This window comes from Cupriavidus sp. WKF15 (assembly GCF_029278605.1).
GTDB lineage: Bacteria > Pseudomonadota > Gammaproteobacteria > Burkholderiales > Burkholderiaceae > Cupriavidus.
This window is the reverse complement of record NZ_CP119572.1, coordinates 563,681-589,179: the sequence shown is the minus strand read 5'-3', so window position 1 is coordinate 589,179 and position 25,499 is coordinate 563,681. Positions and strand designations below refer to the sequence as shown.

Below are 25,499 nucleotides of genomic sequence, written 5' to 3'. Positions count from 1 at the left end.
GGGCCGACCGGATCTAGTTGGGCATGCCCTTGTTGTCCTGCCGTTCCTCGCGGTACTGGCGCTGGAGCTGGTGCAACCGCGCATCGACCTCGGACAGCGTGTAGAAATCGCCATCGCCGGCCTTGCGCGCGATCTGCAGCTGTTCGATCGCGGCCTGGTAGGCGCCATCCATCGCATACTTCTCCGCCAGCGCCTGGTGCTGCTGCACACGCTTGCCTTGCCCGGCGTAGGCACGCGCCAGCATGTCCCACCATTCGCTGCGCCCGGTCTCCTGCCGCGTGCGTTCACGCAGGAACGTTACCGCCGCATCGTACTGGCCGGTACCCAGCAGCGTGTCCCCATAGGTGAGCGCCACCGCGTGCGACAGCGGGAAGGCCTTCATCGACGCCGTGGCCTGGTTCATCGCCTCGGGCACGCGGCCCTGCTGGCGCGCGAGTTCGATCGCCATCACATCCAGCATCGGGCTGCCCGAACTGGCGCCCGGAATATTGCCGTACAGGCGGCGCGCCTCGGCCAGTTCCTGCTCGGCAGCCGGGTAGCGGCCCAGGCGCTGCTCGATGAAGGCCAGGCCGTAGTGCAGCGCCGGCAAGCGCAAGGCGGATGCACCGGCCAGCTGAGCGCGCACGGCAGCACGCAGGTTCTGCAGATCGCTGGGCGAGGTTTCCTGGATAACGCGCGCTCGCGCGCGCGCAAACTCGTATTCCGGCGTATTGGACACCTTGCGTGCCGCCACGTGGCTGACGCGGTCCTGCATGTCGGCAATCCGCTCGGAGGTGAGCGGGTGGGTCCGGACATAGGAAGGCACCGAGTTCTCCGCCGTGCCCGAAGCGCGCTGCAGACGCTGGAAGAAGTCCGGCATGCCCTGCGGGTCGAACCCGGCCGCCGTCATGATCTGGAAGCCGACGCGGTCGGCCTCGCGCTCGGCGCCGCGCGAGAACGACAGCTGGTTGGCGATGGCCGCGCCCTGCCCGCCCATCGCGAGCGCGGCGGCGGCGTCGGGGCTGCGCGTGGCCGCCAGCCCGGCCAGCACCATCGAGGCCAGCGCGATCCACATTGACTGGTCCTGCTGGGTAATGCCGCGCGCGATATGGCGCTGCATCACGTGGCCGATTTCGTGGCCGAGCACCGATGCGAGTTCCGACTCGGTCTCGGACTGCACCAGCAGGCCCGTATGCACACCGATATAGCCGCCCGGCAGGGCAAAAGCGTTGATGCTGCGGTCGCGCACGCCGAACAGGTCAAAACCGGTGGCGAAGGTCCCGGCGCCGGTCGAGCCCGAGATGTTCTGGCGCCGCGCCGCCTGCACCAGCCGGTAGCCCAGCGCATTGAGGTAATCGGACAGCAGCGGATCCGGCACGTACTGCGGATCGCGCCGGATTTCGCGCATGATGCGGTCGCCCAGGCGCTTTTCCATGTCCGGCGAGAGTGCGGCGGTCGACGGGTCGCCCATGTCCGGCAACTGCAGGCCGGCGGCATCCACCACTGCGTTGTTGGTGCGCAGTCCGAACTCTGATTTCTGTCCCGCCTTCACGCTGCGGTTCAGGTTGTCGTAGACCTGGTCGCTGGTTTCCGCAGGCACCGTCGCCAAGGACTTGACCGCGGTACCGGGCGACGCCTGAGTGCCACCCTGGGGCCACGCAGGCGTCACCATGGCCAGCGCGATCAGCGCCACCAGCGAGCGGCGCCACGGCCTCGCATGCCGCACAGGGACATGTGAGGCCGGGCCGACAGGCGCAGCGCCTTGCCGTCCGGAAAGGCCGGCGGCGCCTGGCCTGCGAAGCAATGGGGTCTTTGGCATGTTGCTATGATAGCGGCCTGCGCAACCCGTTCCCACTGGCAGTTGCCGCACCTTGCCGCACAGGACCCAGCCATGACGCAGCTTACCCATTTCGATACCGCCGGACAGGCCCACATGGTCGATGTCGGCGACAAGGCCAGCACCCACCGGGTGGCCGTGGCCACTGGCAGCATTACCATGCTGCCCGATACGTTCGCGCTCGTGCGCGACGGCACTGCGAAGAAAGGCGACGTGCTGGGCGTCGCGCGAATCGCCGCGATCATGGCGACCAAGCGCACTGCCGACCTGATTCCGCTGTGCCATCCGATCGGGCTTAACAAGGTTGCGGTGGACTTCGCACTGGATGAGGCGAGCGCCAGCATTACCTGCACAGTGCGCACGGAAACGCGCGGCCAGACCGGAGTGGAGATGGAGGCGCTGACCGGGGTGCAGGTCGCGCTGCTGACCATTTACGATATGTGCAAGGCGGTGGACCGGGGCATGGTGATCGGCAATGTCCACCTGCTAGAGAAGCATGGCGGCAAATCCGGCGACTGGGTGGCTGGCTCCTAAGCTGAAGCAGGAGCCGAGCGTCGCTGGGAGTCTACTGCGCCTCTGCCCAATCGGCATGAAGCGGGTACCTGTCCGGCGAGCCGGAATCGTAAATCGTTAGTGGAAGAGAACCGACTACCCGCCCGGCGGCTGCATCGGACCATTCGCCACACCGGATACTGTTGCGGCCAGCTTCCTTGGCTTCATAAAGCAGGGCATCGGCAGCGGCAATCAAGGACTTTTCGGTTGCACCGTGCGCCGCAATCGAAAAATCGACGGCCAATACGCCAAAACTAGCCGTAGTCGGGATGCTCCCGCTGACGGCTTCGACCGTCGGATTGTCCACAATCGCCGCACGCAGGCGCTCCGCGGCGGACAAAGCACCGTCAAGGTCGGTCTGCGACAGGACCAGCAAGAACTCTTCGCCACCATAGCGCACCACGCTATCAACATGCCGGCGCGTCATCGCCTGAAGCAAGGCCGCGATATGTTGAAGCACGGCATCACCAGTCTGGTGTCCGAAGGTATCGTTGATCCTTTTGAAGTGGTCGATATCGCAAACCACGAGGGTCAGCCAGTGACGGCTCCTTTCTGCCCTCGCAATTTCCATCGGCAGTAGTGCTTCATGCAAATGGCGCCGGTTGTAACAGCCGGTGAGATGGTCCCGGATCGATTGATGCTTCAAATCCATCAACGCCCGATACTCGTCGCGCCAAAGCCGATGGTAGCGGCGGGCCGCCACCAGGCCGAAGCTGTTGGCAAGCAGCAAGAGCATGGACATCGTCAGGGCATCTGACCCGGTCAGGGTCCCCTTCTCCACCGCGATCAGGATGAAGGCCGCCGTGGCAGCGATAGCGATACCCTTTGCGATGACCAGGCGGTTAGGGATGAAGACATAGACCACCATCAGCATGATGCACAGTGACATCGCATGCCATGGAATTTCACTCGGACGGAACCAGACGATAAGCGCGAAGGTTGCCATGCCTACGACCTCGGCCGCGCTTGCCACGAACCAGTGGGCAACGATGGATTCTGATTGATCGCGCAGGAGATACAGGCCCATGACTGCCGTGATCGCGACCAGCATGCGGCCAACGAAAAGGACCAAAGTCACACGTCCATAGCCCAGAGCAGCCACATCCGTCATGGCAAAGGCCAGATAGAAGGCAGAACAGAAAAGCAGGGTCAAGTGAAGGGATGACCGGCTGCGTATCAAATGGTGGCGCTGGAATGCGCGTTCCGTTTCCACGTTGCGGAACTCGACGCGCACCGGGTCAATGGCAAATTCAGATGGGGATTCGGGGTTCACAGTCCTGAATGCGTGATTACGTTGAATCACTTTATTACAATTTTCGCGACTGCGCCGCGAAGGCCGAAAATGAAGGCGGATTTTTCAGCGGCGTGGGGCTCAGACGTCTGATTCAAAATACATTACGTCACGCGTGGACCAGTGTACGACCGGCGCATCGTGCCGTAATAAAGGTAACGCCGCATTTCACGACAACGTGCCCTTCCACTGGCGGGCGTAAATTGGTATTCAATATCAATCAGGCCAGCATGGCCGGACCGGCTGCGGCACTGCAGTGCCGGCACAGCCTGGCGCAATTGCTTAGGGTGAGTTCGATGAACGGGCGCAAGCTTTGCCAGTTGGCACTGGCTCTGGCGGCGATCACCACCAGCGGCGCGGCATTAGCCGGCCGGGCCTACTACCACGGCGGCTACTACCACGGTGGCTATTACCACGGTGGGCATGTGGGCGTGGGCGTGTATTTCGGCCCGGGATTCGTGTATGGCGGCTATCCCTATGGCTACTATCCGTACCCGTATTACTATCCGCCCGCGGTCATGGGCGCACCGGCGGCGCCAACGCAATACATCGAGCAGGGTCCCGACGGACCGGTCGCTGCGCCCGGACCTGAAGGCGCCGCGCCCGAAGCACCGGCCCAGGCATGGTGGTACCACTGCAAGCAGCCGGAAGGCTACTACCCGTATATCCACGCATGTCCCGGCGGCTGGCAGAGGGTGCCGGCACAACCTCCGTCAAGCTCCCGGGAGCCTGCCCCGGGGATGTCATCATGAAGATACCTGATCACTGCGCCAGCCGCCCTCTCGGCGTCGTTCTGGCTCTGGCAACGCTGACGCTGGGCGCCTGTGCCGTGATGCCGTCAGGTCCTTCCGTGACGGTGCTGCCTGGCACTGGCAAATCCTTTGACCAGTTCCGGGCCGATGACGGCAACTGCCGCCAATACGCGTTCGGGCAGGTAGGCGGGGTGAGTTCGGCCCAGGCGGCCAATACCAGCGCGGTGGGCAGCACCGTCGTCGGCACCGCGCTGGGCGCGGCAGCCGGTGCGGCATTCGGCGGTGGCGAAGGTGCGGCCGTGGGGGCCGGTGTCGGCCTGTTGACCGGCGCGGCGGTGGGCACAAGCAGTGCGGCGTATTCGGGCTATGGCACGCAACACCGGTACGATGCGGCCTATATGCAGTGCATGTACGCCAGCGGCCACCGTGTGCCGGTCTATGGCCACGTCGACACTGCGCGCCGGCCGGTAGCGCCGTATTACTACTATCCACCGCCTCCGCCGCCGGGATACGCGGTGCCTTACTGATCGACCACCCTACTCCGGCATACGCCGCGCCTGTTCGCGGACCCATCGGCAGAACTCGCGCGGCCGCGCCGAGTCGGCGATCTCGCCGCAGGCCTGATCCAGCGCGGCATACTGTGCCGGCTCATCGCCGAGATAGTAGTAGCGCAAGCGCTCCAGCCATGCGCGGCCTTGTGCGCTGTCGCCAGTCAGCGCCATCAGCCATGCCGTGCGGGCAATCATCGTGGGCGTGGGCAGCAGATGCACCGCGGCGACATGCGAAGGCAGCAGGTCCGCGGCATTGGCAGGCGTGATGGCCGCACGCTCGGCGACATCGGCCGACGCGTACTGACGGAACCAGTACGCTGGCATCGGCAGCGTGGCGCGGCGTTCGCGGGACGCATATTCACGGGCCTCGGCGCGCCGGTAGTCCTGCCACATTGAAGCCAGCACGATCGCGCTGACCGCTGCGAAGCCGGCGAGCAATCCCAATGATAGCCAGCCTGGCAGGCGCCAGCGGCCGAAACCACCTGGCTCGAGCCAGCCCAGCATGAAGCAGAACGGCAGGAAGAAGTACAGGTAGTGCAGCGGGTACTCGAGCATCGAATGCGCGCACAGCATGGCAAGCCACGCGAGAACGACGATGGTCTGCGCCCTTTCCTCGCCGTCTGCCTGCCAGAGCCGGACACGCACCACGCGCCACAACCATCCCGCAAGCGCCAGCGCCACACCCGCAGTGCCGAGAATTCCGGTCTTGGCCAGCAGGTCGAGTACGGCATTGTGCGCATGAAGGGACATCTCGACCTTCACGCCGACCTGCGGCAACTGCTGGAACTGGGCCCAGCCGAATTCGCCCCAGCCTACGCCGAGCCAGGGGTGGGCGCGGAACGTCGCCCAGGCATGCGCCCACAGGGCGCCGCGCGCGGAGACCTGGTCTTCGGCCCTCAGCTGGGCAATCGTGTCGAACAGGCGCCAGTCGAAGGCCTGGCCGGCCGCCTTGATGGCCGGCTGGAGGACCAGCAGCATGACCACCATCACGGTGGCTGCCGTGACCAGGCCGGTGGGCCTGGCCATCGGATCGGCATCGCGTCGGGCGTCACGTGCGAACCATGCCGCGATCAATGCGTAGATGGCAGCCAACCCGACATGCAGCACGCCGGTTCGCGAGCCGGATAGCACGATGCCGCTTTCCAGCAAGACCGTGGCGACCAGCCACACCGGGAAGCGCAGCCTGCCGCGTGAGGCCAGCCATACTGATGCGGCCAGCGCCAGGCCTTCCACCGTGGCCTGGTGGTTGGGCTGGTTCAGGTTGCCCCAGAGGCGGCGGTTGTTGTCGTAGAAGTAGGAGGAGACGAGGCCGAAGGCCTGAGGTTCGAGGTGGAACAGTTGCACCCACTGTGCGAGCGTGCCGAGGAGGCCGGCAACGAGCCAGGCGGTGGCAATGGCATCTGCCATGATGCGGCGCTGGTCGGGCGATGCGCACCGGCTGTAGCGCCACGTCGCAAGCATGACCGCTGCGCCGAAAGCAAGGGTGAGTTGTGTTGCCAGGCGACTGCCGGTCGGGTCAGTTAAGCCCGCGGCTGCCTGGACGAGCCCAACAGCAACGAGCCCGAGCGGGAGGAGTGCTATCCAGGGTATCGATCCCCTATTGGACGCCGCCAGGTTCGACCTGCTGTCGACGAGGACAAATGCGGCGATGAGAAACGTCAGTGCCCCAGCCCATTCGCCATAGAAAGTGGCAAGGGGAAGCGTATGTCGGGAGACCAGCAGCGGAATTACCGTCGCCAGGGCGATGGCGGATGCGGCAAAGGCGGTCCTGGAGGGCGGCATGCGTGGCGTTCGGAGGAAACGCGCATGATAGCGTGCGCGCAAACAAAAAGGCGCCCGAAGGCGCCTAAATCCAAGCCGCACTAAGTTTAGATGCCAGTCTGCGACTTAGTGCAGGCAGCCGCGCCACCAGTAACCCCAGCCCACGTCACAGCGTTGGTGCCAACGGTAGGCGTCAGCGTTACCGTACATCCCGGTGCAGCCAATGCCCCAGCACCAGTAACAACAATTGCTGCAGTCGCAGCGGTCAACGCCACAGTGCCATTGACCGGGTTTTGAATACCAGGATAACCCACGGTATTAGTGAGCTTGGCTACGGTATCGCACGAGCCCAGAGCCCCGCTGTTATTTTGAAGACACTCCGCAACCGCCATCTTAAGCGTGGAAACGGAGGTGATATTGTCGCTCCAGCGTGAACGGGTAACGTAGTCCTGATACTGCGGAATTGCGATCGCCGCCAAAATACCAATGATCGCCACCACGATCATCAGTTCGATCAGCGTAAAGCCCTTCTGAACCCGACGGCCCAGCTTCTTCATTTGTTGTACCCGTTGCATGAGATGACCCCTCGAAGAGATTTTAGGTTGATGCACTGCACGTCTTCGATTTGTGAAGTGCGGGGAGGATAGAGCAGAGACCGTGCCAGGGGGTGATACCCCACGATCAGGGGGAGAAGCGACAAATTTCGTCACCCCGCAATCGCGCCTCAATGCCTCATCGCCAAAAATTGTCAGTTCTCTCCCAATGTCTCCTGCCCGGCCGACAAAATGTGCGATAACTCACATGAGTTAGCTCCGCATCTGCCGTCCACCATCAACAGAAAGGGCAGCCACGCGGGCTGCCCTTCACTATGAGGCGTTGAAAACGCTTCGTCAGGCCGTCTGCGCAGCGCGGCGGCTCATCATCTTGCCGACCAACACCACCAGGATCGCCCCGGCAATACCGAACACCAGGTGGGCATGCGGCACATTGACTTCAAACCACGCGGCGTCCACCGGATCGCTCACCAGCATTTCACCCGCCAGGTAGCCCAGCAACGCGGCGCCCAGCACGATGATGACCGGGAAGCGTTCCATGACCTTGAGCAGCAGCGTGCTGCCGAACACGATCAGCGGAATCGACAGGCCCAGGCCCAGAATCAGCAGCATCAGCTGGCTGCCCTCGGGACCCTTCTGCGCCGCGGCGGCCACGGCCACCACGTTGTCCAGCGACATCACCAGGTCGGCGATCAGGATGGTGCGGATGGCCGCCCAGATATTGTCCTTGGCATCGTGGCCTTCCTCGTCGTCGTCGCCGTTGAGCAACTGCACGCCGATGTAGACCAGCAGCACGGCACCGATGATCTTCAGGTACGGCAGGCTCAGCAGCTTGACGGCTGCCACGGTCAGCACCACCCGCATGATGATGGCGGCGGCGCTGCCCCAGAAGATGGCCTTCTTCTGCTGCGCGGGCGGCAGGTTGCGCGAGGCGAGCGCGATGACCACCGCGTTGTCGCCAGACAGGACGATGTTGGTCAGGATGATCGATCCCAACGCAATCCAGAACGTGGTGGAAGACAGCAGTTCCACGGCAAGGCTCCTCGAGGTTTCTATCTATATAGCCGACTCTGCCCGACTGCGGCAGTTTCGGTTGTCTGTGGAAACAGACATGTATATCGTGCGAACCTTTCGATTCGGTTTCAAATCACGGGCAAATGGCTCGGGAGATACCCTAGGAAGCGCATCGCCACAATGACATTGCCCCCGCACATGGCAGGGGCAATTCCACTCCGACCTGGGCCGAAGCAGTTCAAAACGAGCCCTGCGCGCCTGATGACGCACAGGGCACGGGTGTGTTGCTTACAGCATTGCCTTCAGCAGGCGGCCCATCTCGGACGGGTTCTTGGTGACCTTGATACCGCAGGCTTCCATGATTTCCAGCTTGGCCTGGGCAGTGTCGGCACCGCCCGAGATCAGCGCGCCGGCGTGGCCCATGCGCTTGCCCGGAGGCGCGGTCACGCCAGCGATGAAGCCAACCACCGGCTTCTTCATGTTGTCCTTGATCCAGTTGGCCGCATTGGCTTCGTCCGGACCGCCGATCTCGCCGATCATGACCACGGCGTCCGTTTCCGGATCGTCGTTGAACATCTTCATGACGTCGATGTGCTTCAGGCCGTTGATCGGGTCGCCACCGATACCGACAGCCGACGACTGGCCCAGACCTAGCGCGGTCAGCTGGCCCACGGCTTCGTACGTCAGCGTGCCCGAGCGCGACACCACGCCGATGCGGCCCTTGCGGTGGATGTGACCCGGCATGATGCCGATCTTGATTTCGTCCGGCGTGATCAGGCCCGGGCAGTTCGGTCCCAGCAGCAGGGTCTTCTTGTTCTCGCGGCGCATGCGGTCCTTGACTTCCATCATGTCGCGCACGGGGATGCCTTCGGTGATGCAGACCACCAGGTCCAGGTCGGCGTCAACGGCCTCCCAGATGGCGGCAGCGGCGCCTGCGGGCGGCACGTAGATGACGGAAACGGTGGCGCCGGTCTGGGCCTTGGCATCCTTCACGCTGGCGTAGATGGGAATGCCTTCGAAGTCTTCGCCGGCCTTCTTCGGGTTCACGCCTGCGACGAAGCAGTTCTTGCCATTGGCGTAGTCACGGCAGCCACGGGTGTGGAACTGGCCGGTCTTGCCGGTGATGCCCTGGGTGATGACCTTGGTGTCTTTGTTGATCAGAATCGACATGCTTTAGTCCTTTGCTTGACTCTGGCAGCGCGGGCACGGAGCCACGCGCGCTGCCCAAGTTCGCTTGTATTGGTAACGGCGCCCGGCTTACTTCTTGCCGGCGGCAGCGGCCACGACCTTCTGGGCGGCTTCTTCCATCGTGTCCGCCGAGATGATCGGCAGGCCCGAGTCAGCCAGCATCTTGCGGCCCAGTTCTTCGTTGGTGCCCTTCATGCGCACGACCAGCGGCACCGTCAGGTGCACGGCCTTGGAAGCGGAGATCACGCCTTCGGCGATCACGTCGCAGCGCATGATGCCGCCGAAGATGTTGACCAGGATGGCCTGCACGTTCGGGTTCTTCAGCATCAGCTTGAAGGCTTCGGTCACCTTCTCGGTGGTGGCACCGCCGCCCACGTCGAGGAAGTTGGCCGGCTCGCCGCCGAACAGCTTGATGGTGTCCATGGTGGCCATGGCCAGGCCGGCGCCGTTCACCAGGCAGCCGATGTTGCCGTCCAGCGAGATGTAGGCCAGGTCGAACTTCGAGGCTTCGATTTCGTTGGCGTCTTCTTCATCCAGGTCGCGGTAGGCGACGATTTCCGGATGACGGAACAGCGCGTTCGAGTCGAAGTTGAACTTGGCGTCCAGCGCGATGACCTTGCCTTCGCCGGTCAGGATCAGCGGGTTGATTTCGGCCAGCGAAGCGTCGGTGTCGTAGAACGCCTTGTACAGGCCTTGCAGGGCCTGGCGGGCTTGCGCAATGCTCGCGTCGGGAATGCCGATCTTGCGCGCGATGTCGTCGGCGTCAGCGTCGGTCAGGCCGGTCGACGGCTCGATGATCAGCGTGTGGATCTTTTCCGGGCTGTGGGCAGCGACTTCCTCGATGTCCATGCCGCCTTCGCTCGAGGCCATCAGGGCGATCTTCTGCGAAACGCGGTCCACCACCAGCGAAACGTACAGTTCCTTCTTGATGTCGGCGCCTTCTTCGATCAGCAGGCGGTTGACCTTCTTGCCCTCCGGACCGGTCTGGTGCGTGACCAGCTGCATGCCCAGGATGTTGGTGGCGTAGGTCTTGACGTCGTCGATGCTCTTGGCAACCTTCACGCCGCCGCCCTTGCCGCGGCCACCCGCATGAATCTGCGCCTTGACCACCCAAACCGGGCCGCCAAGCTCTTCTGCGGCCTTCAGGGCCTCGGCAACCGAGAACGCGGGGATGCCGCGCGGAACCGGCACATTGTATTTGCGCAGGATTTCCTTGCCTTGGTACTCATGGATATTCATGCGTGTTTCCTTTCGGGTAGGCGTAAAAGGTAGAAGGGAAGAATCTGAAAGAAGACGAACTCTCTCGTCCGTGGCCGATCCTGAGGATCAGCCGGAAGTGCCGGTTGGCCGGTCGTACGGAACATTGCCGTTGCCGGCTGCCGCTTGCGCCTGAGGCGTGTTCGCAGCGGCCTGCTCCGCCTCGGCCCGAACCTTGGGCTTCGGCTGGTGACCATACCAGCGGGGGTAAAACTCCCGGACCACCTCGCCGTCGAAGCGCAGCGCGTGGCAGCCGTTCAACTGGTAAGGAGGTTCGGGATTGGGATCATCGTCGGCGCCATCGCGAATGCTGATGACTTCTCCGGCAAATGCCTGGATCGCGGCGCTCGGCAGCACGCCGGCCGCTTCGGTAAGGTGCGAGCAACCCTCGATACCGGACAGGCGCTCGCGTACCGCCTTGCGGAAGCCCTTGCGCAGGTTCAGCCCGATCAGCTTGCGGTAAGCCGGACCAATCTGGTCACAATGCGTCGGATAGGGCACCCAATCGGAGCAGGCTTCCGCGTCCAGCACGGTCAGTTGCTCGTCGATCGTCACGCGCAGCCACAGATCGTGCAGTGGCTGGCCGACCGGACGGACGCGGCCACCCGCCAGGGCAATATCACGCGGCTTGGTGTCGGTCAGGCGCACCTCGATATCCCACAAGCCGTCTTCCCTGAGGTAAGCCTGGGCCGTAATGGCACGGGTATGGCGCAGGGAGCGGTTGACGGGCTGGGAAAGAGGCATGGCCAGGCTGGGAATACGGGGGCAAGGTACCGCGCCAGGGCAGCGGCGCCGAAAAACCGGAAGAGTTTAACATGCCGTGCCGGTTTGCCCGGGAACATCCGCATGCGCCAGTTGTCGGCCCCCGATTGTCGGTCGACCGGAACTGAGAACCGGCGAATACCCGCCATATATGTCCCGTCCGGTGCCGGACCCGCCGCGCGACCAGCCCGGCATACGCCCGAATACACCTGTAGGCAGTACTGGTATTCGCCTGCAATCCGCCCCGCCTCGCGGCCCGGCAGGCTCATTCCATATCGTCGGGAAGCTCGTCCTCCGCGCCCTGGATGACCTTGCCGATCACCGAGCGCGAAAAACCGCGCGCCATCATGAAACGGATCTGCTTGGCGCGCTCTTCCGGCGTGGCGGGCGGGGCGCCAAAGCGCTTGCGCCAGACCTCGCGTGCGCGTTCGGGCTCGGTCTCGCGCAGGCGCTGCTGCAGTTCGCCCAGTTGCTCGCTGCCAAGCTGGTGGGTCTTGGCTTCCTGCATCACGCGCGCCGCGCCGTAGCGGCTGCCACGCCGGTGCAGCAGGCTGTCGGCAAAACGCTCGTTGGACAGCCAGTTCTCGCGTTCGAGGGCGTCGAGCAACTGTTCAAGCTGCTCGGGCGATTCCGCGTGCGGCGCCAGCTTGCGCGCAAGCTCGGCCCGGCTATGCTCGCGGCGCGACAGGTAGCCCACGGCACGGGCCTTCAGGGAAAGCGGGGGACGGGGGGCCATCAGCGCAATTCTGGGAAGCAAGGGGAAACAAAAAAGGCTGGCGCATCGGCAATGCGCCAGCCTCGGGAGCGTGCCTGCCGGCCGGCGCTCAGTCTTCCACGACCTCCGCCGCCGGAACGGCGTTGATCGGCGCCACGCCCAGCGTGGCGCGGACCTTGTTCTCGATTTCCTGGGCGATGTCCGGGTTCTCGCGCAGGAACTCGCGCGCATTGTCCTTGCCCTGGCCGATCTTGTCGCCGTTGTAGCTGTACCACGCACCCGACTTCTCGACGATCTTGGCATCCACGCCCAGGTCGATGATCTCGCCCTGGCGCGAAATGCCCTGGCCGTAGAGGATGTCGAAGAAGGCCTCGCGGAACGGCGGCGACACCTTGTTCTTGACCACCTTGACCTTGGTCTCGTTGCCGATCACTTCGTCGCCCTTCTTGATCGAGCCGATGCGGCGGATATCCAGGCGCACAGATGCGTAGAACTTCAGCGCGTTGCCACCGGTGGTGGTTTCCGGCGAACCGAACATCACGCCGATCTTCATGCGGATCTGGTTGATGAAGATCACCAGGCAGTTCGTGCGCTTGATGGTACCGGTCAGCTTGCGCAGCGCCTGGCTCATCAGGCGAGCCTGCAGGCCGGGCAGCGAGTCGCCCATTTCGCCTTCGATTTCGGCCTTCGGCACCAGCGCGGCCACCGAGTCGATGACGATCAGGTCGATCGAGCCCGAGCGCACCAGTGCGTCGGTGATTTCAAGCGCCTGCTCGCCGGTGTCCGGCTGCGAGATCAGCAGCTCGCCGACGTCCACGCCCAGCTTCGAGGCATAGTTGACGTCAAGGGCGTGCTCGGCATCGATAAACGCGCAGGTACCGCCGAGCTTCTGCATCTCGGCCACGACCTGCAGCGTGAGCGTGGTCTTGCCGGAAGATTCGGGACCGTAGATCTCGACCACGCGGCCGCGCGGCAGGCCGCCCACGCCGAGCGCGATGTCCAGGCCGAGGGAACCGGTGGACACCACCTGGATATCCTTCTCGACCTCGCCATCGCCCATGCGCATGATCGAGCCCTTGCCGAACTGCTTCTCGATCTGCGAGAGCGCGGCGGCAAGCGCCTTCTGCTTCTCGGCGCTCAGGCCGGCACCTGCCTTCTTGTCGTCCATGGTCGTCCTTGAGTCAAATGTTGAGTCAATGGTGGTATAAAGAGGTCGAATGTGGCGCGGCACCGGCATTTCCGGTGGTTGACCGACCGGTTTTCCGACCTGCGGCTTCCCGATCTGCGCGCCTCAACAAAAATCACCCGACTGCCTGCGCAGCCACCTTCTGCGGCGGCCTGCGCGGAATGTGCGGGTACTGTATAAAAAAACAGTATGCTTGGCAAGCCCTGTCCGCATCGTTTGCGTGGCGGCTGGCAATGCCGGCCGTGGTGGAGACAACCATGCGCATTCTGATCGCCGAAGACGACGACGTGCTTGCCGACGGCCTGACGCGCTCGCTGCGTCACTCGGGCTATGCGGTCGACCATGTCGCGAATGGCCTGGAGGCCGATTCCGCGCTGTCGACCCAGAATTTCGACCTGCTGATCCTGGACCTGGGCCTGCCCCGCATGCCAGGGCTGGAGGTGCTCAAGCGCCTGCGGTCACGCGGCGCCATGCTGCCGGTGCTGATCCTGACCGCCGCCGACAGCGTGGACGAGCGCGTCAAGGGCCTGGACCTGGGCGCCGACGACTATATGGCCAAGCCCTTCGCACTGACCGAACTCGAAGCCCGCGTACGCGCGCTGGTGCGGCGCGGCGCCGGCGGCGGCGCCACGCTGATGCGCCATGGCCCCCTCGCCTTCGACCAGGTCGGCCGCATCGCCTATATGAACGACCAGATGCTGGACCTGTCGGCGCGCGAGATCGGGCTGCTGGAAATCCTGCTGACCCGCTGCGGACGGCTGGTGTCCAAGGAACAACTGGTGGACCACCTGTGCGAATGGGGCGAGGAAGTCAGCAACAACGCGATCGAGGTCTACGTGCACCGGCTGCGCAAGAAGATCGAGGTCGGCGGCATCCGCATCGCCACCGTGCGCGGCCTGGGCTATTGCCTGGAGAAATTCCAGCCGGCCGTGGCCGCCCATAGCTGAGAACCGCACGCACCCTTCACGCCCACGCAGCCGATCACTCGACCGAAACCGCCCCACACCCTTTGCCGAGATGAGCCTGCTGCGACTGCCATGGCGGCATCCGCCCGCCAAGGATCCGACGCCTCCCGCCGCTGCCGACGACCCGGACGACCCGGACGACCTGGCCGACGCCCTGCCCCACCTGGAGGAGAGCACCGCCCAGCCCGCCCCGCGCTCGCTGTTCGGCGAGATCCTGGACTGGATGCTGGCGCCGCTGCTGCTGCTCTGGCCGATGAGCATCGCCGTCACGTACTTGGTGGCCAAGTCGATCGCCAACGGGCCGTTCGACCGCGCACTCGAAGCCAGCGCGATCGTGCTGTCGCAGCAGGTCCGGGAGGTGAATGGCCGGGTCACGCTGCAGCTGCCGTTGTCGGCGCGCGAGATCCTGCGTGCGGACGAGACCGACAACATCTACTACCAGGTCGTCGGCAAGCGCGGCGAGTATGTCGCCGGCGACCACGACCTGCCGTTGCCCTCTGAAGAGGATCAGGGCCATCCCGGCCTGGTATCGCTGCGCGACGACCGCGTGGTCGGCAACGACGTGCGCGTGGCCTATACCTATATCGATCTCAAGAACGTCAGCGGCACCCAGCCCGTGCTGGTGCAGGTGGCCGAGACCCTCGACAAGCGCGCGCGGCTCGCCAACGAAATCATCAAGGGCGTGATCCTGCCGCAGTTCGTGATCCTGCCGCTGGCCGTGGTGCTGGTGTGGTTCGGGCTCACGCGCGGGCTGGCGCCGCTCACGGCGATCCAGCAGCGCATCCGCGCGCGCAATCCCGGTGATACCAGCCCCATCGACGAGCGCGCCGCGCCGCAGGAAATCACGCCGCTGGTCGCGTCGTTCAACGAACTGCTGGCGCGGCTGGACCAGTCGGTGCAGACGCAGAAGCGCTTTATCGCCGATGCCGCGCACCAGATGAAGACGCCGCTGGCCGGGCTGCGCATGCAGGCCGAACTGGCGCAGCGCGAACAGTCGCCGGAGGAGCTGCGCCGGTCGCTGGCGCAGATCGCGGGCAGTTCCGAGCGCACGGCGCACCTGGTCACGCAGTTGCTGTCGCTCGCGCGCATGGAAAACCTGGCCGGTGCCGGCAGCATGGCCGCGCTGGACCTGGCCGCGCTCGCGCGCGAGGTGGTGAAGGACTGGCTGCCGCGCGCCTGGGCCCGGCAAATCGACCTGGGGCTCGATGCCGACGACCATCCGGTGATGGTCCAGGGCAACCGCCTGATGCTCACGGAAATGCTCAATAACCTGATCGACAACGCCATCCGCTACACGCCGCCCGGCGGGCATGCCACCGTGCGCGTCAGCGCCGATGCCTTCGAGCCGTTCGCGTATCTCGACGTGGAAGACACCGGGCCCGGCATTGCGCCGGCGGACCGCGAACGCGTGATGGAGCGCTTCTATCGCGTGCTGGGCACCAACACCGAAGGCAGCGGCCTGGGCCTGGCCATTGTGCGCGAGATCGTGCAGCAGCATGGCGGCGAAGTCCGGATCGACGACCATGTCTACCAGCAGGAGCCCCGCCTGGCCGGCGCACGATTCCGCATCACGCTGCGGCGGCCCGCACCGGAGCTGGCGGCATGAGCGCGCACCCGCCTGTCGATCCGGCAATCAAGCGTGCCTGGCGGCGCAACCTGCGCTGGATCGGCGCGCTGCTCGCAGTCTGGTTCGTCGTCACCTTCGTTGTGAGCTGGTTCGCGCGCGACCTGCGCTTTGACTTCTTTGGCTGGCCGTTTTCCTTCTGGATGGGCGCCCAGGGCGCGCTGGTGATCTACGTCCTGATGACCGCGCTCTATGCCTGGCGCATGAACCGGGCCGATGACGAAGCTGACGAGGCCGCCATTGACGTCCCCCCACCTGCGCAGGGCATGCCACCCGATCACGGCAAGAATGCCGCGCCGCACCAAACCGGTATAGCGCCATAGCACGGCGTTTGCCGCACATCCCCCCTCGCAATGCAGCAACAAAAGTGCCGGATCATGCCCGGCGCAGGCTAGCGTATACCCCGACGTTTTGCGCGCCAAACGGCGGAAATCTGTCAGAACTCAGTAAGTTTCGCCTCCCAAAATCCTTGCAGCTCCGGTGCCTATGGCTCCGCAGCGCGCCATGTCTTGCGGTGCGTCCGCGGCCTCGCCGGTGATCGATTTCAGACGGAGGGAGACAACATGGCAAACCCGCAGAACGTAGCGATGCCTGGAGGCAGCGCACAGCATGCACCGATGACCACCGAGGAGAGGAAGGTAATCCTGGCTTCTTCGCTCGGCACGGTGTTCGAGTGGTATGACTTTTACCTGTATGGCTCGCTCGCGGCCATCATCGCCAAGCAGTTCTTCGCCGGCCTCGACCCGACCTCGGCCTTCATCTTCGCCCTGCTTGCTTTCGCCGCCGGCTTCATCGTGCGGCCGTTCGGCGCACTGGTATTCGGCCGCCTGGGCGACATGATCGGCCGCAAGTACACCTTCCTGATCACGATCCTGATCATGGGCCTGTCGACCTTCATCGTCGGCCTGCTGCCCGGCTATGCCACCATCGGCTGGGCCGCCCCGGTGATCCTGATCGCGCTGCGCATGCTGCAGGGCCTGGCGCTCGGCGGCGAGTACGGTGGTGCCGCCACCTATGTGGCCGAGCACGCGCCGCACGGCAAGCGCGGCGCCTATACGTCGTGGATCCAGACCACGGCGACGCTGGGCCTGTTCCTGTCGCTGATCGTGATCCTGCTGTGCCGCAACCTGACCGGCGCGAACTTTGATACCTGGGGCTGGCGCATCCCGTTCCTGGTGTCGATCCTGCTGCTGGCCATGTCGGTCTACATCCGGCTGTCGATGAGCGAATCGCCGGCGTTCCAGCGCATGAAGGCCGAGGGCAAGACCTCCAAGGCACCGCTGACCGAATCCTTCGCCCAGTGGCGCAACCTGAAGATCGTGATCCTGGCGCTGTTGGGCCTGACCGCCGGCCAGGCTGTGGTGTGGTACACCGGCCAGTTCTACTCGCTGTTCTTCCTGACCCAGGTGGTCAAGGTCGACGCCACCACGGCCAACCTGCTGATCGCCGGCGCGCTGGTGCTCGGCACGCCGTTCTTCATCTTCTTCGGCTCGCTGTCCGACAAGATCGGCCGCAAGTGGATCATCATGGCCGGCTGCGCGCTGGCGGTGTTCACCTACTTCCCGATCTTCAAGGGCATCACCCACTATGCCAATCCGGCGCTCGAGCGTGCCCAGCATTCCGCCCAGATCGTCGTGACCGCCGATCCGAAGCAGTGCTCGTTCCAAGGCAGCCCGATCGCGCGCGAGATCGACTTCCGCAGCTCCTGCGACATCGTCAAGCGTACGCTGGCCCAATCCAGCGCGAGCTATGAGGTTGTCAATGCCCCGGCAGGCACCACCGCCTCGGTGAAGATCGGTGACAAGGAAATTGCCGCCTTCGATGCCAAGCTGGTTCCCGCCGGCCACAGCTTCGACGATGCCAGCAAGAAGCAGATCGCTGCATTCAAGAAGGAAGTGAGCGACTCCATGACTGCCGCCGGATATCCCACCAAGGCCGACCCGGCGCAGATGAATACCGTCATGGTGCTGGTCCTGCTGACCATCCTGGTCATCTACGTGACGATGGTCTATGGCCCGATCGCAGCCATGCTGGTGGAACTGTTCCCGACGCGCATCCGCTACACCTCGATGTCGCTGCCCTACCACATCGGCAACGGCTGGTTTGGTGGCCTGCTGCCCACGATCTCGTTCGCGCTCGTGGCCCAGAACGGCAACATCTACTACGGCCTCTGGTATCCGATCATCATCGCCGCGGTCACTTTCGTGATCGGCGCCCTGTTCGTGCGCGAAACCAAGGACGTGGACATCTACGCGAACGACTGAGCCAGGCAGTTTCAGGCAAGACCGATCCGGTAATCGGTCGCTCCAGCCGGCAGGCCGCAAGGCCTGCCGGTTTTCGTTTCCGGGTCTCTCACCCGCGCTTCCCGAAAAGGTGTTGACAGCCTCAAAAATCTCGGTAGAATAGCGGTCTCTGTTGGCGAATTAGCTCAGTCGGTTAGAGCGACGGAATCATAATCCGCAGGTCCGGGGTTCGAGTCCCTGATTCGCCACCATCATTCCCAAAGGGGGTCAGCGCAAGCTGACCCCCTTTGTCTTTTCCGGGTTCCGCGAAGCGAACCCTCATCAGGCCTGGCGGGCCGCCGGCACAACAATCACGTGAACAACGCCCGTGCACCGAGACACGGGCATACCGCTTGCGCCGAGAGATTGCGGTGTCGCAAACATCGTTCACTCCAGTCCAATCCCATACACCAACCTTGCTCCAGCGCAAGAAGGGCAAGTGACTGAACCCGGTCGCGATGGTGAAGTCGTGGCACAGAGGCGGGTCCACTCGCCCGTCCTCCCGGAACGGTGCGGGACAACATCGAGGCAAGCCGCCCCCACTCGGAATACAAAGACGTGGTGGAGCAATGAAAACCAGAATCAAATGTACGGCACTGGCTGCGCTGAGCGCGTGCGCGGCAGGCGTCCACGCCCAAAGCAGCCTGACGCTTTACGGCACCATCGATGCCGGGATCCAGTATGTGAGCAAGGTCGGCACGCTCGGACCGACAGGCGCGGTGGGCGAGCCCAGCGGAAGCCGGATCGGCCTCACGCCCGACGGCGGCCTCTTGGCATCGCGATGGGGCATTCGCGGCAGCGAAGATCTTGGCGGCGGCAGCAAGGCCATCTTCGTTCTTCAGAGCGCATTCGAGAGCGCCACCGGCAAGTTCGCGATCTCCTCGAGCAACCCCTTCAACCAGATCGCGATGGTTGGCCTTTCCAACAGCCAGCTCGGACAGGTCACGTTCGGCCGCCAGACCACGAGCTTGTCCGACGCCCTGCCGAACTTCATGCCGCTGCGGCTGGCACCGGCCTTCGAGCCCGGCCTCTGGGCCCTGGGCATCAACTACCGCGAAAACAATATGCTGAAGTACACGGGGACATTTGGCCCGGTGCAGGCCGTTGCGCACTATTCATTCGGGACCGGGACCCCCGTGCAAGTGGTCGGGTCCATTCCGCTGTATAACGGCGGCGCCGGTGAAGCGCCCGGTCACGCCAAGTACAACACCGCCTATGGTGCCGCGCTGTCCTGGGAACGTGCCGGCTTCGGCGCCATGGTGGCCTATGACCACTGGAATCCGACCGCCCCCAATCCGAGCCCCACGCCCGACGCACCGGGACGTACCGGGATGGAGCGCAAGGTGGCCGCCGCGGTCAGCTATGCCAAGGGGCCCGTGAAGGTCTTCGGAGGCTATCGCTGGCGCAAGTCCGACTTCGCCAACGGGGCCAGCCTGCAGCGAGACAACCTCTGGTATGCGGGGGTCGCCTATCAGGCGACGGCGGCGCTCGGGATCTTTGCCGGCTACTACTATGCGGATATCCGGGAGGGCCGCCCCTTCGCGGCAACGGGCTCGGCATCGCCCGGAACCAATCCAGCCAATCCGCAGCAGTACAGCCTCATGGTCGACTACAACCTGAGCAAACGCACGGACGTGTATGCCAGCGTGGACTACGCGCGCAACGGGAGCCTGAGTTTCGATGGTCCCTTCACGGGATTCCTCTATACCTACAACCAGGTTCCCGGCCAGAAAAGCATGACCGGCGTTGCGATGGGGGTTCGCCACACCTTCTGAGCCGATCGGCCACGGATCCCTTGGCCGATCGGCGGATTCGTGGCCCAGGCAGGACTTTCGCCGTCACAGCAAACGATGCCGTCGCGCATAGTCCACCATCTCCACCACGGAATCCACGTTGAGCTTGCACATGATGTTGGTTTTGTGGGTGCTCACGGTCTTGCTGCTGATGAGCAGCCGCGCGGCGATCGTCTTGTTGGAAAGTCCGCGCGCGAGGTACTGGAGCACCGTGAGCTCGCGCGCCGTCAGCCGCGCAAGCCGGCCGGCCGATGGCAGGCGCAGCTGGCGTGCGGCCTCCATCGTCTGCGTAGGAAAGACCAGGTAGCCCGACATCACGCCGCGCGCTGCGTGGACCATTTCCGCCAGGCTCCGCTGCCGGGGCACGAAGCCGTGGGCGCCCGCACGCAACGCCTGCACCGGCGCCATCGTCGCATCGCTGTCGGAGATCACCAGCAGCCGCACTGCCGGATGGCCGGCGGCCAGCCGCCTGATCAGCGTGATGCCCGCCGAGCCAAGCGTGTCCAGCTCGATCACCACCAGTTCCGGCTGGCGCTCCCGCACCATCTGCCGGGCCAGCCGCACGTTGTCGGCCAGCAGCGTTCGGCGCGCGCCAAGCGCATGGGGGATCTGCCACGACGCCTCGCGGGGCGGTGCCGGCCGTGCATCGACGACCAGAGCTTCATCGAACGGGGTGAAATCCAACTCGCGGCTCCTTGCTGAAGGGATACCGCGAAGGTTAGGTCGTGAGCCCCACGCCGGATCGACGAATCGGCTGCAACCGCGTGCGTAGTTGTCGAAACGGGGCCGCAGAATTTGCTCGCCCCGGCGGTGGGCGATGCGCCCGTCCGGCCGGCCCTCAGGCCGGCTTTGCAGGCGAAAAGCGCGGCGCCGGTGCGGAGCGGGCGACTTCGCGATCGCCCTGGCGGTACAGGCGGTACGTGCCGCGTGCCTGGTTGTGCGGGTGGCGCGCCGCCTCGTCCAGCGTCAGCACGCGGGCAAAGCAGACGTCGGTACCGCCGAGCAGCGATTCCCAGTGCGTGCTGGGCCGCGAAGCGATCAGCGCCGCAATGCGCGCCTTCACCGCCGGCCACTGGGCACGGTCGTACTGCGCGGCCGGATCGATGTCCGTGAGTTCGAGCCGCTCGAGCAGCTCGCGGTAGAACTGCGGCTCGAGCGCGCCGAGCGTGATGGCGCGGCCATCGGCACACGCGTAGACGTCGTAGAACGGGGAGTCATGGAAGGCGCTGGGCTGCGGCCCGCCCAGCGTGCCGGCCGCGCGCGACACCTGCACCAGCGAGCCGAGCATGGCAACGATATCGGTGATCGCGGCATCGACCACGCAGCCCTGCCCGCTCGCACGCGCGTGCAGGATGGCGCTGGTAATGCCGAATGCCAGGCCGAGCGCGCCGGTGGCATCGCCAACCACTGTGGGAGGCACCATCGGCAGTGCACCGTCGCGCGCGGCCATCGACAGCAGTCCGGTCAGCGCGATGTAGTTCAGGTCATGTCCGGCGCTCTGCGCAAGCGGGCCGGTCTGGCCCCAGCCAGTCATACGGCCGTAGACCAGGCGCGGGTTGCGCGCATGGCACTGCGCCGGGCCCAGGCCCAGGCGCTCCATGGCACCGGGGCGCAAGCCCTCGATCAGCGCGTCGGCACCAGCCACCAGCTCCAGCGCGGCGGCCACGCCCTCGGCAGACTTCAGGTTGAGCTGCATCACGGTCTTGCCGTGCTCGAGTTCCATCTCGGCCGGCACCTCCTGGCCGCGCAGGATCCGCCGCGCATCCGGAGCGACCGGACGGGTCACCAGCGTGACTTCCGCTCCCAGGCCGGCGAGCATGGCGCCGCACAGCGGCCCCGGGCCGATACCTTCGAATTCCACTATCTTGACGCCACGCAGGGGCAGGAGGTTGCCGCTTTCGCTCATGTTTGCTGTCTCCGTCGAAGCGACCTGCCGGCCGCGCCGGGCAGGATCGCCTGATGTTCTTGGGGATGGAAAGGCCGGGCGCCTAGTCGCGGCGACGCCATCCGGGCTGGGCACATGCTAAGCGGGCCTGCCCGCGGGCGGCAATGGCCAAATGTGTCAGTCGCCTTGACATATCCGCCAGTCTCACCGCGACGGCCCCGGGCAGAGGAAATTTCCGAGTCACTTGATCTATATCCGATTGTGACGAAGGACTTGCTGCGAAGATGGTGACGGACGGCTCGCCGCGCACCCGCCTGGCGGCGCCGATTGTGCCTATCCTATAACCTGGCGTATCCGTACAGCGCCCCCATCCAGGAGATTCCCGCCATGACCAATATCGTGCTCGCGACCGACGGTTCGGCCTTCAGCGACGCTGCCGCCCGCTTTATCGCCGACGGCAAGCTGCTGCAAAGCGGATTTACCGTGCATGTGGTGCACGTCGCGCCCGAAGTCAGCGGACAGGTCCGCGCCTTTGTCAGCAAGGAAACCATCGACGCCTGGCACCAGGACGCAAGCGACAAGGCAATGGCCGGCGTGTGCGAGATCCTGACCGCCGCCGGCATTCCGTTCGAGCGCCATGCGCTGCACGGCTTCGCGCCGGAGCGCATCGTCGCCTACGCGCGCTCGGCCGATGCGCAGGCCATCGTCATGGGCACGCATGGCCGCGGCTCGTTCTTTGATGCGGTGATCGGCTCCGTGGCGGGCCGCGTGCTGGCGCAGGCGCCGTGCCCGGTCCTGCTGGTCAAGGCACCCGAAAAGGCCTGAGCGGGCGCGGGCTGAACGCCCCGCCCACCGTTACGGTCAGTTCCTCAGGCGCCCCACAGGGGCGCTTCTTCCATCAGCGCGACCTGCTCGCGCAATTCCAGGATGCGGTCCTGCCAGTAGCGCCCCGTGCCGAACCACGGGAACGCGGCCGGAAAAGCGGGATCTTGCCAGCGGCTGGCCAGCCAGGCGCTGTAGTGGAGCAGCCGCAGCGTGCGCAGCGCTTCCACGAGCCAGAGTTCGCGCGGCGCGAACTCGGCAAAATCTTCGTAGCCCGCGACGATATCGGCGAGCTGGTCCTGCATGGCGGCACGGTCGCCTTCAAGCAGCATCCACAGGTCCTGCACGGCCGGGGCCATGCGGCTGTCGTCGAAATCCACGAAATGCGGACCCGCGGCGGCCAGGCCCGTGGCCCGGGCGCCGCCGTCGCCGTCGCCGTCGATCCACAGCACGTTGCCGCGATGGCAGTCGCCATGCACGCGCAGCAGGCGCACATCGCCGGCGCGGTCATAGCAGCGGCGCACGCCGTCCAGCGCCAGGTCCACGATCGCCCGCCAGGGTTCGCGCAGATCGGCGGGAATGCAGTCGTGCGCGAGCAGCCAGTCGCGCGGGGCCACGCCGAACGTCTGCGCGTTCAGCACCGGGCGCGCCTGGTAGGCGTTCGTCGCGCCCATGGCGTGGATGCGGCCGATGAAGCGGCCGAGCCAGGTCAGCGTGTCGGCGCGGTCAAGCGCCGGTTCGCGCCCGCCGCAACGGGCGAACACGGCGAAGCGGAAGTCCGCGTGGTATTGCAGCGTGCTGCCGCCAGGCCCGGCCAGTGCCGGCACCGCAGGGATCTCGGCGTCGGCAAGCTGCTGCACGAAGGCGTGCTCCTCGAGGATGGCGGCGTCGGTCCAGCGGCCAGGCCGGTAGAACTTGGCCACCACGGGCGCGGCATCCTCGATGCCGACCTGCCAGACCCGGTTCTCGTAGCTGTTGAGCGCCAGCAGCCGGCCATCGGGGCGCATGCCCGCCGACTCGATCGCATCGAGGATCAGTTCGGGCGTCAGCCCCGCGAACGGGATGCCGTTGTCGCCGGATGCGTGCGGGGCGCTCATGGCTGCGGGGCTGGGAGGGCTCAGCGTGCGGGCTTGGCCGGGGTGCCGCCAAGCAGTGCGGCCTGTGGCGCCGGACGGCGGTTGCGCGCCGGGGCGCCGGCTGCTTCCTGCGCCGGCCGCGGCTGGCCGCCGCTGCGTTGCGGGTTGCGCGGCTGGGCCTGCCCGGCATTGCGGCCTGCGCCGCCCTGCCCGCGGCCGGATTCGCCGCCGGCCTGGCTGGCGCCGCCACGCGGCGCGTTCTGGGCCGGACGCGGACGCGACTGGCCCTGCGCCGGCTTGGCCGCCGCCGGCTTTGGCTGGGCACGGCCACGTCCACCGCCTTGTCCGCCGCCGCCCTGGGCGCCACGCTGCTGGCGGCCCTTCTGGATCGGCTCCGCCGCAATGCTGGGGTCCACCTCGAACCCGGTCAGCACCGTCTGCTCGAGCTTGCGCTTGATCAGGCGTTCGATATCGCGCAGCAGGCCGTGCTCGTCCACGCAGACCAGCGAGATCGCCTCGCCCTCGGCACCGGCGCGGCCGGTGCGGCCGATGCGGTGCACATAGTCTTCGGGCACGTTGGGCAGGTCGAAGTTGACCACGTGCGGCAGCTGGTCGATGTCGATGCCGCGCGCGGCGATATCGGTCGCGACCAGCAGGCGCAGCGTGCCGGCCTTGAACTCGGACAGCGCGCGCGTGCGTGCCGACTGGCTCTTGTTGCCGTGGATCGCCAGTGCCGACAGGCCATCCTTGGTCAGCTGCTCGGCGAGCCGGTTGGCGCCGTGCTTGGTTCGCGTGAATACCAGCACCTGGTGCCAGTCGTTCTGACGCACCAGGTGCGCCAGCAGTTCGCGCTTGCGCTCGCGGTCCACCGGATACACACGCTGGGCCACAGTCTCGGCCGTGGTGTTGCGACGCGCGACCTCGATCGAAGCCGGGTTGTTCAGCAGACGGTCCGCCAGCGCGCGGATCTCGTCCGAGAACGTCGCCGAGAACAGCAGGTTCTGGCGCTTCGGCGGCAGCACGTTGAGGATCTTGCGGATGTCATGGATGAAGCCCATGTCGAGCATGCGGTCGGCTTCGTCGAGCACCAGCAGCTCTACGCTCGCGAGGTCGATCGTGCGCTGGGCCACGTGGTCCAGCAGGCGGCCCGGCGTTGCCACGACGATGTCCACGCCACGGCGCAACTGCTCGATCTGCGGGTTGATGCCAACCCCGCCGAACATGACCATGGAGCGCAGCCTCAGGTACTTGCCGTAGTTGCGCACGCTTTCCTCGACCTGCGCGGCAAGTTCCCGCGTCGGGGTCAGCACCAGCGCGCGCACCGCCGGCCGGCCCTGGCGCTGCGTGCCCGAGTCGGAGAGCAGCTGCAGCATCGGCAGCGTGAAGCCGGCGGTCTTGCCGGTACCGGTCTGGGCCCCGGCAAGCAGGTCGCCGCCCTTGAGGATGGCGGGGATTGCCTGGGCCTGGATGGGAGTCGGGGTGTTGTAGCCCTGTTCGGCCACGGCCCGCACAAGCTTGTCGGACAAGCCGAGTTCGGAGAAAGACATGAATGGATGCTTCGGCCGTCCGTTGCGCGCGAGGCGCGCCAGCCAACAGGCGACCTGGGTGATCTGAAACAGGACCGGTCGGGGACCGGCAAAGCGGGGCGAAGCG

Annotated in this window: 23 protein-coding genes and 1 tRNA gene; 10 read left to right on the top strand and 14 right to left on the bottom strand. The window is 65.4% G+C overall.

The features are described 5' to 3' along the window. Positions 1-13 precede the first annotated feature (13 nt). Positions 14-1,651 carry a M48 family metalloprotease gene (locus CupriaWKF_RS02820; protein WP_276100645.1) on the bottom strand — a complete coding sequence of 546 codons (1,638 nt, stop codon included), beginning with the start codon at positions 1,649-1,651 and terminating at the stop codon, positions 14-16. A gap of 219 nt (positions 1,652-1,870) precedes the next feature. On the opposite strand from CupriaWKF_RS02820, the gene moaC reads away from it, so the two are divergent. Next, entirely contained in the window at positions 1,871-2,350 is a 480-nt protein-coding gene (gene moaC, locus CupriaWKF_RS02815) for a cyclic pyranopterin monophosphate synthase MoaC (protein WP_276099528.1), read from the top strand. 31 nt (positions 2,351-2,381) lie between these two features. Here the strand turns inward: moaC and CupriaWKF_RS02810 are convergent, their stop codons facing one another. Further along, positions 2,382-3,641, bottom strand: a complete 1,260-nt coding sequence (locus tag CupriaWKF_RS02810) for a GGDEF domain-containing protein (protein WP_276099527.1) — start codon at positions 3,639-3,641, stop codon at positions 2,382-2,384. 314 nt (positions 3,642-3,955) lie between these two features. Between CupriaWKF_RS02810 and CupriaWKF_RS02805 the strand changes: the two genes are divergently transcribed. Both CupriaWKF_RS02805 and CupriaWKF_RS02800 read left to right on the top strand, forming a co-directional pair. Further along, positions 3,956-4,411: a hypothetical protein gene (locus CupriaWKF_RS02805; protein WP_276100644.1), complete on the top strand. Its 456-nt coding sequence runs from the start codon at positions 3,956-3,958 to the stop codon at positions 4,409-4,411. Further along, positions 4,408-4,938, top strand: a complete 531-nt coding sequence (locus CupriaWKF_RS02800; RefSeq protein ID WP_276099526.1) for a YMGG-like glycine zipper-containing protein — start codon at positions 4,408-4,410, stop codon at positions 4,936-4,938. Before CupriaWKF_RS02805 ends, CupriaWKF_RS02800 begins: the two co-directional genes overlap by 4 nt. Before the next feature lie 9 nt (positions 4,939-4,947). On the opposite strand, the gene CupriaWKF_RS02795 is transcribed toward CupriaWKF_RS02800, so the two are convergent. From CupriaWKF_RS02795 to recA, 8 genes are all read right to left on the bottom strand, one after another. After that, on the bottom strand, positions 4,948-6,744 hold the full coding sequence (locus CupriaWKF_RS02795; RefSeq protein WP_276099525.1) for a Wzy polymerase domain-containing protein: 1,797 nt from the start codon (positions 6,742-6,744) through the stop codon (positions 4,948-4,950). Positions 6,745-6,830: 86 nt separating this feature from the next. Beyond that, on the bottom strand, positions 6,831-7,298 hold the full coding sequence (locus CupriaWKF_RS02790; RefSeq protein WP_276099524.1) for a prepilin-type N-terminal cleavage/methylation domain-containing protein: 468 nt from the start codon (positions 7,296-7,298) through the stop codon (positions 6,831-6,833). Between the two features lie 315 nt (positions 7,299-7,613). After that, positions 7,614-8,309, bottom strand: coding sequence for a TerC family protein (locus CupriaWKF_RS02785; RefSeq protein ID WP_276099523.1), 696 nt, complete (start codon positions 8,307-8,309; stop codon positions 7,614-7,616). Positions 8,310-8,579: 270 nt separating this feature from the next. Beyond that, complete coding sequence (gene sucD, locus CupriaWKF_RS02780) at positions 8,580-9,461, bottom strand: succinate--CoA ligase subunit alpha (RefSeq protein WP_276099522.1); 882 nt, start codon at positions 9,459-9,461, stop codon at positions 8,580-8,582. 87 nt (positions 9,462-9,548) lie between these two features. Further along, entirely contained in the window at positions 9,549-10,718 is a 1,170-nt protein-coding gene (gene sucC / locus CupriaWKF_RS02775; RefSeq protein ID WP_276099521.1) for an ADP-forming succinate--CoA ligase subunit beta, read from the bottom strand. 87 nt (positions 10,719-10,805) lie between these two features. Next, positions 10,806-11,480 (bottom strand): DUF2889 domain-containing protein, encoded by a 675-nt coding sequence (locus tag CupriaWKF_RS02770; protein WP_276099520.1) that lies wholly within the window; start codon positions 11,478-11,480, stop codon positions 10,806-10,808. 283 nt (positions 11,481-11,763) lie between these two features. After that, the gene (gene recX / locus CupriaWKF_RS02765; RefSeq protein WP_276099519.1) at positions 11,764-12,234 is read right to left on the bottom strand and encodes a recombination regulator RecX; all 471 of its coding nucleotides are present in this window, start codon (positions 12,232-12,234) and stop codon (positions 11,764-11,766) included. An 88-nt stretch (positions 12,235-12,322) separates the two neighbouring features. Continuing rightward, positions 12,323-13,381 carry a recombinase RecA gene (recA, locus tag CupriaWKF_RS02760; RefSeq protein ID WP_276099518.1) on the bottom strand — a complete coding sequence of 353 codons (1,059 nt, stop codon included), beginning with the start codon at positions 13,379-13,381 and terminating at the stop codon, positions 12,323-12,325. Between the two features lie 275 nt (positions 13,382-13,656). Between recA and CupriaWKF_RS02755 the strand changes: the two genes are divergently transcribed. The 6 genes from CupriaWKF_RS02755 to CupriaWKF_RS02730 all read left to right on the top strand — a co-directional run bounded on the left by CupriaWKF_RS02755 (position 13,657) and on the right by CupriaWKF_RS02730 (position 20,045). Continuing rightward, positions 13,657-14,346, top strand: a complete 690-nt coding sequence (locus CupriaWKF_RS02755; protein ID WP_276099517.1) for a response regulator transcription factor — start codon at positions 13,657-13,659, stop codon at positions 14,344-14,346. A 70-nt stretch (positions 14,347-14,416) separates the two neighbouring features. Continuing rightward, complete coding sequence (locus tag CupriaWKF_RS02750; RefSeq protein WP_276099516.1) at positions 14,417-15,970, top strand: sensor histidine kinase; 1,554 nt, start codon at positions 14,417-14,419, stop codon at positions 15,968-15,970. Then, entirely contained in the window at positions 15,967-16,311 is a 345-nt protein-coding gene (locus CupriaWKF_RS02745) for a DUF4212 domain-containing protein (RefSeq protein WP_276099515.1), read from the top strand. The genes CupriaWKF_RS02750 and CupriaWKF_RS02745 overlap by 4 nt, the downstream gene beginning before the upstream one ends. A 240-nt stretch (positions 16,312-16,551) precedes the next feature. Then, the gene (locus CupriaWKF_RS02740) at positions 16,552-18,252 is read left to right on the top strand and encodes an MFS transporter (protein ID WP_276099514.1); all 1,701 of its coding nucleotides are present in this window, start codon (positions 16,552-16,554) and stop codon (positions 18,250-18,252) included. Between the two features lie 153 nt (positions 18,253-18,405). Beyond that, positions 18,406-18,482, top strand: a tRNA-Met gene (locus CupriaWKF_RS02735). Positions 18,483-18,839: 357 nt separating this feature from the next. After that, positions 18,840-20,045 (top strand): porin, encoded by a 1,206-nt coding sequence (locus CupriaWKF_RS02730; protein WP_276099513.1) that lies wholly within the window; start codon positions 18,840-18,842, stop codon positions 20,043-20,045. 63 nt (positions 20,046-20,108) lie between these two features. On the opposite strand, the gene CupriaWKF_RS02725 is transcribed toward CupriaWKF_RS02730, so the two are convergent. Together CupriaWKF_RS02725 and CupriaWKF_RS02720 are read right to left on the bottom strand one after the other, a co-directional pair. Next, positions 20,109-20,747, bottom strand: a complete 639-nt coding sequence (locus CupriaWKF_RS02725; protein ID WP_276099512.1) for a response regulator transcription factor — start codon at positions 20,745-20,747, stop codon at positions 20,109-20,111. 154 nt (positions 20,748-20,901) lie between these two features. Further along, on the bottom strand, positions 20,902-21,969 hold the full coding sequence (locus tag CupriaWKF_RS02720) for a CaiB/BaiF CoA-transferase family protein (protein WP_276099511.1): 1,068 nt from the start codon (positions 21,967-21,969) through the stop codon (positions 20,902-20,904). A gap of 366 nt (positions 21,970-22,335) precedes the next feature. On the opposite strand from CupriaWKF_RS02720, the gene CupriaWKF_RS02715 reads away from it, so the two are divergent. Then, entirely contained in the window at positions 22,336-22,773 is a 438-nt protein-coding gene (locus tag CupriaWKF_RS02715) for a universal stress protein (RefSeq protein ID WP_276099510.1), read from the top strand. Between the two features lie 44 nt (positions 22,774-22,817). Here the strand turns inward: CupriaWKF_RS02715 and CupriaWKF_RS02710 are convergent, their stop codons facing one another. Further along, a complete protein-coding gene (locus CupriaWKF_RS02710; RefSeq protein WP_276099509.1) occupies positions 22,818-23,867 on the bottom strand; it encodes a serine/threonine protein kinase in 1,050 nt (349 codons plus the stop codon). Positions 23,868-23,887: 20 nt separating this feature from the next. Next, complete coding sequence (locus CupriaWKF_RS02705; protein ID WP_276099508.1) at positions 23,888-25,393, bottom strand: DEAD/DEAH box helicase; 1,506 nt, start codon at positions 25,391-25,393, stop codon at positions 23,888-23,890. Positions 25,394-25,499: the final 106 nt, after the last annotated feature.

Coding starts and splice junctions, on each gene's coding strand:
- CupriaWKF_RS02820 (WP_276100645.1), bottom strand. CDS start 1,651: ATGGTGACGCCTGCGTGGCCCCAGGGTGGCACTCAGGCGTCGCCCGGT.
- moaC (WP_276099528.1), top strand. CDS start 1,871: ATGACGCAGCTTACCCATTTCGATACCGCCGGACAGGCCCACATGGTC.
- CupriaWKF_RS02805 (WP_276100644.1), top strand. CDS start 3,956: ATGAACGGGCGCAAGCTTTGCCAGTTGGCACTGGCTCTGGCGGCGATC.
- CupriaWKF_RS02800 (WP_276099526.1), top strand. CDS start 4,408: ATGAAGATACCTGATCACTGCGCCAGCCGCCCTCTCGGCGTCGTTCTG.
- CupriaWKF_RS02795 (WP_276099525.1), bottom strand. CDS start 6,744: ATGCCGCCCTCCAGGACCGCCTTTGCCGCATCCGCCATCGCCCTGGCG.
- CupriaWKF_RS02790 (WP_276099524.1), bottom strand. CDS start 7,298: ATGCAACGGGTACAACAAATGAAGAAGCTGGGCCGTCGGGTTCAGAAG.
- sucD (WP_276099522.1), bottom strand. CDS start 9,461: ATGTCGATTCTGATCAACAAAGACACCAAGGTCATCACCCAGGGCATC.
- sucC (WP_276099521.1), bottom strand. CDS start 10,718: ATGAATATCCATGAGTACCAAGGCAAGGAAATCCTGCGCAAATACAAT.
- CupriaWKF_RS02770 (WP_276099520.1), bottom strand. CDS start 11,480: ATGCCTCTTTCCCAGCCCGTCAACCGCTCCCTGCGCCATACCCGTGCC.
- recX (WP_276099519.1), bottom strand. CDS start 12,234: ATGGCCCCCCGTCCCCCGCTTTCCCTGAAGGCCCGTGCCGTGGGCTAC.
- recA (WP_276099518.1), bottom strand. CDS start 13,381: ATGGACGACAAGAAGGCAGGTGCCGGCCTGAGCGCCGAGAAGCAGAAG.
- CupriaWKF_RS02755 (WP_276099517.1), top strand. CDS start 13,657: ATGCGCATTCTGATCGCCGAAGACGACGACGTGCTTGCCGACGGCCTG.
- CupriaWKF_RS02750 (WP_276099516.1), top strand. CDS start 14,417: ATGAGCCTGCTGCGACTGCCATGGCGGCATCCGCCCGCCAAGGATCCG.
- CupriaWKF_RS02745 (WP_276099515.1), top strand. CDS start 15,967: ATGAGCGCGCACCCGCCTGTCGATCCGGCAATCAAGCGTGCCTGGCGG.
- CupriaWKF_RS02740 (WP_276099514.1), top strand. CDS start 16,552: ATGGCAAACCCGCAGAACGTAGCGATGCCTGGAGGCAGCGCACAGCAT.
- CupriaWKF_RS02730 (WP_276099513.1), top strand. CDS start 18,840: ATGAAAACCAGAATCAAATGTACGGCACTGGCTGCGCTGAGCGCGTGC.
- CupriaWKF_RS02720 (WP_276099511.1), bottom strand. CDS start 21,969: ATGAGCGAAAGCGGCAACCTCCTGCCCCTGCGTGGCGTCAAGATAGTG.
- CupriaWKF_RS02715 (WP_276099510.1), top strand. CDS start 22,336: ATGACCAATATCGTGCTCGCGACCGACGGTTCGGCCTTCAGCGACGCT.
- CupriaWKF_RS02710 (WP_276099509.1), bottom strand. CDS start 23,867: ATGAGCGCCCCGCACGCATCCGGCGACAACGGCATCCCGTTCGCGGGG.
- CupriaWKF_RS02705 (WP_276099508.1), bottom strand. CDS start 25,393: ATGTCTTTCTCCGAACTCGGCTTGTCCGACAAGCTTGTGCGGGCCGTG.